Origin of the sequence: Micromonospora sp. NPDC051543, assembly GCF_044454415.1 — a bacterium.
Lineage (GTDB): Bacteria > Actinomycetota > Actinomycetes > Mycobacteriales > Micromonosporaceae > Micromonospora.
Window position 1 is genome coordinate 324,796 of sequence record NZ_JBITDT010000010.1, and the last position, 10,717, is coordinate 335,512.

A 10,717-nucleotide genomic window follows, 5' to 3' on the forward strand; every position below is an offset into this window, starting at 1 on the left:
CCTCATCGGGGACGGTCCCCAGCCGGCGCAGGGTTATCTCGTGGGCGCCGTCTCCGTGGGGAACAGGGTGGGGGCCGGGTGGTGATCGCCAACCACGGGCCCCCGACCGTTCGTCGCGTCAGCGGCTGAGGCTGGCGGCGGTCTGCGTGTCGGTCTCCGAGAAGGCGTCGCTGACCTGGGTGAGGTACTGGCTGATGCCCTCCATGCCGTGCAGGGTCTGGTCGACGCTGCCCTTGTACTCCTCGAAGTACGGACCGAACTGCTGCTGCGCGCCCGGGGTGTTGTAGCCACCCTGGATCAGCGTGTCGATCTTGCTCTTGGCCTGGGTCATCCCGTCCAGCAGGGTCTGCATGTTCTGCTGCAGCCAGCTCGCGGACTCCTGGATGTCCTCGCTGACGATGTGGTACGTGGCCATGTCGCCCTCCCGTATTCCGGTGGTTCTCCGGGTCGGCGAGCGGTCCCCTCGTGGACCGTCTTGCGCCGACGCCGCCACCCACACGGATGCCCGCGCCATCCGGTTCAGGGCAAGTTCGAATCCATCCGGGACGTCCGTCGCGGTACGGCGATGAACCGTTTCGGTACGGCGTCCGTGTGGGTGCCGGACCTGCGCACGAGCCCGGTCCACACGGAATACGAGGTGGAGCGAACATGGTGCAGAGAGCGCGGATCGCGATCGCGGTGATCGGCCTGGCGGCGCTGACCGCGTGCGGGGACGCCACGGGGGCGGGCGGCACCGCGAGCGCGCCGACCCAGGGGGCGTCCGCAACCGCGTCGGTCACCGCGACCGCGGACCCGGGCCCGCAGGTCATCGAGGTCAGCCCGGCGCCGCCGCCGACCGTGGCGAAGACGCAGCGCCGCGTCCAGATCTTCAGCGGGCCGTCCGACGTCCCCGTCGCCGGTAGCCCGGACCGCGGTCAGGGCAGCAACGTGGTGCGGTTGCGGGCCATGGAGCAGCCGGACATCGGCACGTACGTCGCGGACGGCCAGGGCAGGACGCTCTACCGGTTCGACAAGGACTCGGCGAAGCCGCCGAAGGCGACCTGCGCGGGTGACTGCGCCAAGACCTGGCCCCCGTTGCTCATCTCGTCACCCGGCCGGATCTATCCCGACGGCGTCGACCCCCAACTCGTCGGGTACGTCGAGCGGGCCGACGGCACCTGCCAGGTGACCATCGGCGGCTGGCCGGTCTACCTGTTCGCCAAGGACACCGCGCCCGGCGAGATCCGGGGCCAGGGAGTCGGCGGCACCTGGTTCGCGGTCGCACCGACCGGCGCGAAGACGAAGCCGCTACCGGAGGTCGTCGCCGTGCCCACCCCCACCGCCCGCTGAGACCGTGGAGTCGACGATGAGCCCGGACGGCGCGTCCGACAGTCCTGCGGTCACCGGCGCGGGGGCGGCCCTGCTGGCGCCCCGCTGGAAGCCGGCCCCCGGGCCGCAGTGGGGGCCGGCGGCGACCGTGCCGTCGGCGAGACGCTGGCGGCCCTCTCCGAAACTCGTGGTGGCCGTCGCGGTTCCGGTCGTCCTCCTGGTCGTCGCGGGGACGGTCGTGGCCGTGACCCGGCCCGACCTCCCGCGACCGAAGGTCCTCGACACGGCCGCCCTGCAACGCCAGGTGCTGACCGTGCTTCGGGCCGACTACGGGCTGAACGCGGACGCCGTCGCCTGCCCGGTCGACCAGCCGGTCATCGAGGGGCACCGGTTCACCTGCACCGCCGAGGTCGACGGGGCCACCGTCACGACCTGGGTGACGGTCCGGTCGACGGGTCAGCTGGAGGTCGCGCGCCCGAAGTAGTCGGCCGGGGTGGGCGGGTTCGCCGAAGGGCCGGCCGGGTCGGTAAGAGTTCGTCACGAGGCTGGTAACTGGCCGACCGTAGCGTCGGGGCCGGGCCGATCGCCGGTTGCAGGACGGGCCGGCGGCGGGCCCGCTCGTCGACCCGCTCGTTAAGGACCAGGCACCAGCGATGACAACGGCTTCCCACCCCTGTGCGGCGTCCGGCCGGATTCCAGCACTGGACGAGTTGATGGCCGAGAACTTCGGGCCGTTGCTCACCTTCGTCGAGAGGCTCGTGGTGGACCATCACCTCGCCGAGGACATCGTGCAGGAGACGTTCATCCACGCCTGGCAGAACCGCGCTCGCCGCCGCCTGATCGAGGTCCCGATCTGCGACTGGTTGATGACGGTGGCGCGGGACCTGGCCGTCGCGTCGTTGCGGGAGGTCGCCGTCGGGCGGGAGAGGACCGAGCCGGAGGTCGACGCCGCCCAACCGGACCACGCGGACGCGGCCGTCGCCGCCGCCGAGGCGGTCTCGATGCTGCGCCGGCTGTCCGTCGAGCACCGCGCGGTGCTGCTGCACACCTACCTGGCGGGACGGACCACCCACCAGACGGCCCGTGCGCTGGGCGTCCCGGTCCGGACTGTCCGGTCCCGGCATCAGGACGCGCTCCACACCCTGCGGACGAGCCGCCAGGCGGCCTGACCGGGCCGGGCTGCCCGCCAGCTCAGGCCAGCGAGCGCAACCGCGAACCGGAGGCGTCGACGATCCGTTTCGCGCCGTGCACGGTGATCCCGGTCAGCCGGATGCCCCCCAACGTCTCGGGGATGTGCGGATCGGTGGCGAGGACCCCGTCGCTGACGTCGAGCCCGAGCATCGTCCGCAGGAAGAGCAGGGGCGCCCCGCTGGCCCACGCCTGGGGGTTGCAGGCGGTGGGGTAGGGCACGGGTCGTCGTCCCAGGGACCGGTCGTACCCGGAGAACGCCTCGGGCAGGCGGTAGTCGAAGTGGGCCGCCGCTTCGAGCATCGCCATCGCGATGCGGTTGGCCTCGTTCCGGTGGCCGTACCGGGCGAGCCCGGCGGCGATGATCGAATTGTCGTGCGGCCACACGGTGCCGAGGTGGTAGCCGATCGGGTTGTACCCCACGTCCGCGGTCGACAGCGTCCGTACGCCCCAGCCGGAGAACATCTCGTCGGACATCAGGTGCCGCGCCACCAGGGCCGCCCGCTCGGGCGGAACGATGCCACTCCACAGCAGGTGGCCCATGTTCGAGGTCATCGAGTCGATGGGACGTTTCTGCGCGTCCAGGCCGATCGCGTAGTAGCCACCGCGCTGCGGCAGCCAGTAGTCGCGGTTGAACCGCTCGCGCAGATCGGCGGCCTCGGTCCGCAGCCGTCGCGCCAACGGGGCGTCGGCCCACGGCCCGTCGGCGAGCTCCGCGGCGCGTACCTTCGCGTCGTAGGTGTAGCCCTGGATCTCGCAGGTGGCGACCGGGAGGTCGGGGAGCCTGCTGTCGGCGAACTGCACGCCGTCCGGCGAGTCACGCCAGCACTGGTTGCGCATGCCGTTCGGGGAGCGCGTGCCGTACTCGACGTACCCGTCGCCGTCGCGGTCGCCGAACTCGTCGATCCACCGCAGTGCCGCGTCGGCATTGGGCCGCAACTGCCGCACCAACGCGTCGTCGCCGGTCCACCGCCAGTACTCGGAGAGCAGGATCAGCCAGAGCTGGGTGGTGTCGGCCGCGCCGAAGCAGGGGCCGTAGGGCTCGATGCCGAGCTGCGTCAGCTCACCGGAGCGGAACTCGTGCAGGATCTTGCCGGGGTCCTGGTCGCTGAAGTCGTCGACGACGGTGCCCTGGTGCGCGGCGAGAGTGACCAGCGCCCCGCGCGCGACGTCCGGACCGCAGGTGACGCTCTGGTAGGCGGTGATCAGCGTGTCCCGGCCGAACACGGTCAGAAACCACGGCATGCCGGCAGCCAACAGGACGATCTTCTGGCCGTTGATCTCCTTGGTGATACGCATCGACACCAGATCGACGGCCGACTTGCGATAGACGTTGCGCAACAGTTCCGATTCCGCGCTGAGGTCGGGTTTGTTCGCCGTCCACCGCGTTGCCGGGTCGTCGTCGGTGTCCTGCGGTTCGCCGAAGGCACGATTGGTCGGGGTGAACGTCTCGCCCTGGCAGTTCAGCAGAACACGCAGCTGGCAACCCCAGGTGTCGCCTCGTTCCAGGCGTACGTCCCAGACCAGCGAGTCGCCCTCGACCCGATCGGCGGGAGGGTCGGCCTCGACCGTGGTGCCGGCCGACCAGCGCGAGTTCTGGTAGGAGAAGTTCAGGGCCGAGCCGTCCGACCGGTGGCTCCGCCGGATGTCGGCCAGTCTGCTCCGTCCCGCCCTCTTGATCTCGAACAGGTCGGCGAAGTCCGCGCCGACTTCCAGCCGCAGCCGTACGGAGACCGGTTCGGCGCCGAAGTACTGCAACACGATCCGCTCGGACAGGCCGTCCCCGATGAACCGCTCCCGTCGTACGCCGATGCCGTTCGCCCGCAGGTTCGGCAGTTCCGGGTTGGCGAGGAAGAAGGCGGCGGAGTAGGCGTCGACCGTGCTGGCGCTGAGCACCAGCGGAGCGTGTCCGTCGAGGGTCATCTCCCAACGGCTGATATAGCGGGTGTCGTCGTGCACGAGTCCGGCAATAGAATCGTTGGGAACGTCACCGACAGAATTGGACAACATGAAGGCCCGGCCTTCGAATATGCCGATGGAATCCGATCCGAGTTCCGGGGGCATGTCGCGGTTGGCGCCGCCGTGAGGGCGTTCCTGCTGTTTCGTCGGCTGAGCATTCATGGCACCCACACCTCCGTCAACAGGGGCGGCCCCGCCGTGCACGCTTCGCAGTCTATGGCTCGAAGGGACGGGCTCGCTGCCGTATCGCACGGGATCCCCGGTCTCGTGGAAAAGGCGATGAACGGTGCCGGAGCACTTTTCGCGGCGTATTCCCGCAGTGACATATCTGTTGCCGGACGTCGTCGTCGGAGGTTTCGTCCGGTTCCGCCCTCGGCGAGGAGTTCCGCTCGCGGGTGCGCACGTAGACTGGGAGCGCGGGTGACACCCGGTGGCGGCGACGGGTCAGGCGAAACGGGAGATTGAATTGTCAAGTTCGGCCGATGTCCGCCACGGAGAAGACGGAACCCGGCCGACCGACGGCAGCCTGCGTTTCGAGATCCTGGGTCCGCTGCGACTGTGGCGTGACGGTGTCGAGGTGGACGTCGGCCCCCGCCAGCAGGGCCGCCTGCTGGCCCTGCTCCTCGCCCGCGCGGGGCGACCGGTCAGCGCGGGCGACCTCATCGAACTCGTCTGGGGCGACGACGCTCCGGCCAGCGCCACGAACGTCATCCACAAGTACGTCGGCGCGCTGCGGCGACTGATGGAACCCTCGCTCCCGCTGCGCGCGCCCGGCACGTACCTGCGGCGGCACGGTTCTGGCTACCTCTTCGCGCCCGCGCCCGGCTCGCTGGACCTGTTCCGCTTCCGTGAGCTCGTCGCGGCCGCCCGCGCGAAGCTCACGGCCGGCGACCGGCACGCGGCGCTGGATCGCTACGCCCTGGCCCTGGGGCTGTGGCGCGGGCCCGCCGGTGACACGTACGCCCACGGCACCACCTCGATGTCGATCTTCGCCGCGCTCGATCAGGAGTTCCTCGACGTGTGCGTGCCGGCCGCCGAACTCGCCACGTCACTTGACCGGCCGACGCGGGTGCTGCGACCCCTGCGGCTGGCCGCCTCGATGGCGCCGTTCCACGAGCCGGTGCAGGCGTGTCTCATCGCCACGCTCGGGGCGAGTGGCCACCAGGCCGAAGCGCTGGGACTCTTCCGGACCGTTCGTACCCGTCTCGCCGAGGAGCTGGGCATCGATCCGGGCGAGGCCCTCCAGGCCGCGCACCGGCGCGTCCTGGCGGGGACGGTGACCTCGGTGCCGAGCGGCCCGACCGGCCCAGGGACGCGGCGACGCGCCCGCTCGTGGCCGGCGCCGCTGGTGCGTCCGGCGCAGCTCCCACCCGATCTCCCCGCCTTCGTCGGACGTACCGCCGAACTCGCGACCCTCGCTGGGTTGATCGAGGACACGGCCGACGCGCGCGGGACGGGTCCGCTGGTCGTCGCACTCGACGGGATGGGCGGCGTGGGCAAGTCCACGCTGGCCGCGCACTTCGCCCACCTGGTGGCCGGGGACTTCACCGACGGCCAGCTCTATCTCGACCTGCGCGCGGAGCAGCCCGAGACCGACGGTCTCTCGGCCAGCGACGCGCTCGGATCCCTGCTGTCGTCGCAGGGCTTCCACATGTCCAGCGTCCCGGAGACGCTCGCCGCGCGGGTCGGCATCTACCGGAGCCTCACCGCCGGCCGGAAGCTGCTCGTGTTCCTCGACAACGCGCTCGACGCCGCCCAGGTGCGCCCGTTGCTGCCCAACTCGCCGCAGTGTCTGGTTCTGGTGACCAGCCGCAGTCCGCTCGTCGATCTCGCCGTCCGCGACGGCGCCCACCTGCTGCATCTCGATCCTCCGGACATGCCGACCGCCCGTAGGCTGGTCCAACGCCGGCTGAAGGACGCACCGAACCGCTCCCGGGCGGGCAGCGTTCCGGTGTCCGACACCCTCGACGAGATCATCGAGATGTGTGGCCGCCTGCCCCTTGCGTTGGCGATCCTGTCCGGCCGGTTGAGCGCGCGTCCGCGACTCGCCCTGGAGGACGTCGCCGCGGAACTCCGTGACGGCGCGCGGCGACTCACCGCCTTCTCCGGCAGCCACGGCGTATGCGATCCGCGTGCCGCCTTCGCCTGGTCGTACCGTCAGCTCAGCCCGGACGCCGCACGGCTCTTCCGGCTGTCCTCCGCGGCCATGGCGGCCGGCATGTCGGCCGAGGCCTTCGCCAGCATGTCCCAGACCCCGCCGGTCCGGACGCGGGCCGTGGTGCGCGAACTCGCCGAGGCGGCCCTGCTCGACGAGGACGACCGGGGCCGGTTCACCTCGCACGTCCTCGTCCGGGCGTACGCGCAGGAGCTGATCCTGGCGAAGGAGTCGGTCCGCGACCGGGAGGCGGCGATCGACCGACTTCTGCACCACTACCTGCACAGCAGCCACCAGGCCGCGCAGCGGCTCGTACCGATGAGCCCGGCGGCCGCCCCCACTCCGGCCCCGGCCGGCGTCGTCGCCGAGCGACCCGATTCGTACGACGCCGCGATGCGGTGGTTCGACGATCACCGGGAGGTCCTGTTCGAGGCGGTGCGCCGCGCGGCGGAGGGCGACTCCGGTGTTCCGCCCTGGCGGCTGGCGCTCACCATCTGGCCGTGGTTGCGGCTCACCGGGCGGTTCCACGACTGGCAGGACGTGATGCGGGTGGCTCTGCGGGCTGCCAACGGCAGCGGGGATGACCTGGGTGCGGCCCACGCCATGTGGAGTCTGGCCGATTCCTGCTACCACTTCGCCAGCTACGACGAGGCACTCGACCTGCTCACCCGGGCCCGAGAGATCTTCACCGAGCGCGGCATGATCGCGGAGTTGGGCGGCGTCCACAGTGCCCTGCATCGGGTCCACAGTCAGCTCGGCCGCCACGAGCGCGCACTCGCCGAGAACGAGCGGGCGCTGTCCCTCTACCGTGCCGCCGGCTTCGAGCAGGGCGAGATCTGGGCGTGCGTGGCCCGGGGCCAGACATTGGTCCGACTCGGTGCTCCCGGCGAGGCCATGGTGTGCCTCGACGAGGCGCTGGCCCACAGCGAGAAGTTCGGACCAGGGACGGACGAGCCCTCGATCCGCATCCTGATCGCCGAGTGTCTGGCGTTGCTGGGGCACCAGAGCCAGGCTCGGGACCAGCTCGAGCAGGGCCTTCGAGCGGCCGTCGAGGCGCACAGCCGGATCGGGGTCTTCGACGCGTCCGCCCAGCTCTGCGCGACCCTTCTGGATCTCGACGACGTGCCCGGCGCCTGCCAAGCCTGGCGGAAGGCCTGTGACGCCATGCACGCCATGCAGAACGGCGGGACCCGTCGCATGCGGGACACGGTCTGCGACCTGGGGGACAGGCTGCTCGAGGTCACCCCCTTCGCCTCGCGATCCGAGGACACGCAACGGTGACACGTGTTCCCGGGGATTGGTGTGCCGCTCTGCGGCCAACCGCCTGACCAGGGCATCAATGGAGCGGACCGACCATGTCGGTCGATGGCTCGGCACTCGGTCGGTTGAGCATGTTATCGATAACATGCTATGTTCCGGCCCGGGGAGCGAAGGGCACGCTCCCAGTCACCGCAGTCAGTCGGCGCAGGCATGCCGAGGGCCCGCCCTCCCGCCGCCGCACCGATCGGTGACCAGTCCGGGCCGCTCCGCCACTGCCAGGCGACCGCGCGGTCGTCGGACGCACCCCCCGGTCCGGCCGCATTCCCCGCATTTCCATGCCCGTCGCGGACAACCCGGCAGCGACGGTACGGCCCGTACGCCACCCGTGTACGCCGCACCGGCCGCACGAGCACGTCGGCCCGCAACGGAAGGACGTCCTGTCACGGCACCTCGTCGGTCGGCCCTCGTCCCGCCCGCGCGGGCGAGCCCCCCACCCGGCACGAACCGGCTCGAGGTGCATGTCGTACGCACGATCAACGGCAAGGAGTCGAGCAATGGTCAGACGGAGACAACTACTGACGTTCGTCGCGGCCGCGGCGGTTCTCGTCGTGGCTACCGGCGGCGCGTTGACCGCCGGGTTCCGCGGCGAGGCGGCGGCCGCCACGAACGGCACCCTGGCGGCGACCGCGGGCTGCGGTAAGGCGCCCACCCTCACCAACGGGACACGCACGATCACCAGCAGCGGCCAGAGCCGCACCTACATCCTCCAGATCCCCAGCGGGTACGACCGGAACCGTCAGTACCGCCTGGTCTTCGGCTTCCACTGGTTGAACGGGTCGGCCAACAACGTCGCCTCGGCCGGCTACTACGGCCTCGCGCCGCTGTCGAACAACAGCACGATCTTCGTCGCGCCGCAGGGCATCAACGCCGGGTGGGCCAACACCAACGGGCGGGACCTGACCCTCTTCGACGACATCTCCCGCCAGGTCGAGAACGACCTCTGCGTCGACACGACGCAGCGTTTCGCCCTGGGTTGGAGCTACGGCGGGGCCATGAGTTACGCGGTGGCCTGTGCCCGACCCAACGTCATCCGCGCGGTCGCGGTGCTCTCCGGCGCGAACCTCAGCGGCTGTAGCGGCGGCACCCAGCCGGTTCCGTACTTCGGCATCCACGGCATCTACGACAGCGTGCTGAACATCTCCCAGGGTCGGGCGTTGCGCGACACGTTCGTCAGGAACAACGGCTGCACGGCGCAGAGCCCGCGCGAGCCCAGCCGGGGCAGCCTGACCCACATCACCACCACCTACTCCGGCTGCCGCGCGGGCTACCCGGTGCAGTGGGCCGCGTTCGACGGCGACCACACCCCGAGCCCGGTCGACGGGTCGGGCAGCCCCAACGACTCGCGGACCTGGACCTCGGGCGAGATCTGGCGGTTCTTCAGCCAGTTCCAGTCGACGACTCCGCCCACCACGCCGCCGCCGACGACGCCGCCGCCGACCACCCCGCCGCCGACGACGCCGCCGCCGACCACCCCGCCGCCGACGACGCCCCCGCCGACCACCCCGCCGCCGACCGGTGAGCCGGGCACCTGTGCCGCCACCTACCGGGCGATCAACAGTTGGCCGGGCGGCTTCCAGGGCGAGGTCACCGTCACCAACGGGACGTCCGGCACGATCAATGGCTGGACGGTTGGCCTGACCCTGGCCAACGGCCAGGCCATCAGCAGCCTCTGGAGCGGTGTCAACACCGGGACCACCGGCAACGTCACCGTTCGCAACGCCGACTACAACGGCAAGCTCGCGCCGAACGCCTCGACGACCTTCGGATTCACCGCCACCGGAGACGGCGCCACCCCGCCCGGCAACGTCACCTGCACCAGCGCCTAGAACGGATGCCCGGGTCCGGAGCCACCGGCTGCGGACCCGGGCACCAGGCGCGGCCGGCAGTCCGACGACGAATCCTCGCGAGCGCGGCTGCGGCAGCGGGGGAGACGCGGCGCTTTATGCGCGAATGTCGATGTTAGCGTCAGTCATTCCTGGCTGCGGCACGGTGCGTGGCCGAGCAGCAGGCGTGCGACCGGCGTCAATGGTTGAACCGGGCGGGCCGGCCCCGCTTTACGCGGATGTTACGTCTTGACGAACAGCATGTTATCGCTCACAGTCGATGGTCAAGGACGACGTCGGATGCGATGTACCGCCGGCCGACTTCGTCGACCGTCGATCCGACACTGTCCGCAGCACGCAGGGGATCGTGTTAACGCGAACATTCCCGCCGTGTGTGCCCGGTCGCGTGTCGCGGTGCGCCCAGCTTCGGGTAGCCGTTCGGCTCCCTGTGTATGAGGAGGAACATGTCCGCCATTGGTACGTCCCCGGCGATAGCGCCGCCCTCGCGGCGGCGAGGGTGGTTGGTACGAGCGGCAGCCGCCAGTGCGGCGGCGGTGGTGGTCGCTGGTGCCGCCGCGATGGCGGTGTCGTCGCCCGCGGCCGCGGCGACCGTCGACACGAGCGCGTGGTACGTCCTGGTGAACCGCAACAGTGGCAAGGCGTTGGATGTCTACAACCTGGCCACGAACGACGGTGCGCGGATCACGCAGTGGACGCGTAACAACGGTAACCAGCAGCAGTGGCAGTTCGTGGACTCGGGCAGTGGCTACTACCGGGTCAAGTCGCGGTTGTCGGGCAAGGTGTTGGACGTTTCCGGCCGTTCGACCGCCAATGGTGGGGCGATCGTGCAGTGGTCCGACAACGGCGGAACCAACCAGCAGTTCCGGCTCGCCGACTCGGACGGCGGCTACGTGCGGTTGGTCAACCGCAACAGCAACAAGGTCATGGAGGTGCAGGGCGCCTC

The 10,717-nt window shown here is 70.6% G+C and carries 8 protein-coding genes; 6 read left to right on the top strand and 2 right to left on the bottom strand.

Going from position 1 to position 10,717, the window contains the following annotated elements; translation table 11 throughout:
• Positions 1 to 118: 118 nt before the first annotated feature.
• On the bottom strand, positions 119 to 415 hold the full coding sequence (locus ACIA3K_RS20640; protein WP_007457407.1) for a WXG100 family type VII secretion target: 297 nt from the start codon (positions 413 to 415) through the stop codon (positions 119 to 121).
• Between the two features lie 233 nt (positions 416 to 648).
• Here ACIA3K_RS20640 and ACIA3K_RS20645 point away from each other — a divergent pair, with 233 nt between their 5' ends.
• From ACIA3K_RS20645 to ACIA3K_RS20655, 3 genes are all read left to right on the top strand, one after another.
• Complete coding sequence (locus ACIA3K_RS20645; protein WP_396802925.1) at positions 649 to 1,329, top strand: hypothetical protein; 681 nt, start codon at positions 649 to 651, stop codon at positions 1,327 to 1,329.
• A 16-nt stretch (positions 1,330 to 1,345) separates the two neighbouring features.
• On the top strand, positions 1,346 to 1,792 hold the full coding sequence (locus tag ACIA3K_RS20650; RefSeq protein ID WP_396802926.1) for a DUF4333 domain-containing protein: 447 nt from the start codon (positions 1,346 to 1,348) through the stop codon (positions 1,790 to 1,792).
• A 169-nt stretch (positions 1,793 to 1,961) separates the two neighbouring features.
• Positions 1,962 to 2,477 (top strand): sigma-70 family RNA polymerase sigma factor, encoded by a 516-nt coding sequence (locus ACIA3K_RS20655; RefSeq protein ID WP_396802927.1) that lies wholly within the window; start codon positions 1,962 to 1,964, stop codon positions 2,475 to 2,477.
• A gap of 22 nt (positions 2,478 to 2,499) precedes the next feature.
• Here ACIA3K_RS20655 and ACIA3K_RS20660 read toward each other — a convergent pair whose 3' ends face one another.
• Positions 2,500 to 4,617, bottom strand: a complete 2,118-nt coding sequence (locus tag ACIA3K_RS20660) for a glycogen debranching N-terminal domain-containing protein (RefSeq protein ID WP_396802929.1) — start codon at positions 4,615 to 4,617, stop codon at positions 2,500 to 2,502.
• A 415-nt stretch (positions 4,618 to 5,032) separates the two neighbouring features.
• On the opposite strand from ACIA3K_RS20660, the gene ACIA3K_RS20665 reads away from it, so the two are divergent.
• The 3 genes from ACIA3K_RS20665 to ACIA3K_RS20675 form a co-directional block, all read left to right on the top strand.
• A complete protein-coding gene (locus ACIA3K_RS20665; RefSeq protein ID WP_396802931.1) occupies positions 5,033 to 7,891 on the top strand; it encodes a BTAD domain-containing putative transcriptional regulator in 2,859 nt (952 codons plus the stop codon).
• Between the two features lie 533 nt (positions 7,892 to 8,424).
• A complete protein-coding gene (locus tag ACIA3K_RS20670) occupies positions 8,425 to 9,756 on the top strand; it encodes a cellulose binding domain-containing protein (protein ID WP_396802933.1) in 1,332 nt (443 codons plus the stop codon).
• Positions 9,757 to 10,217: 461 nt separating this feature from the next.
• Positions 10,218 to 10,717: RICIN domain-containing protein (locus ACIA3K_RS20675; protein ID WP_396802935.1), on the top strand; the 500-nt coding region annotated here is incomplete at its 3' end.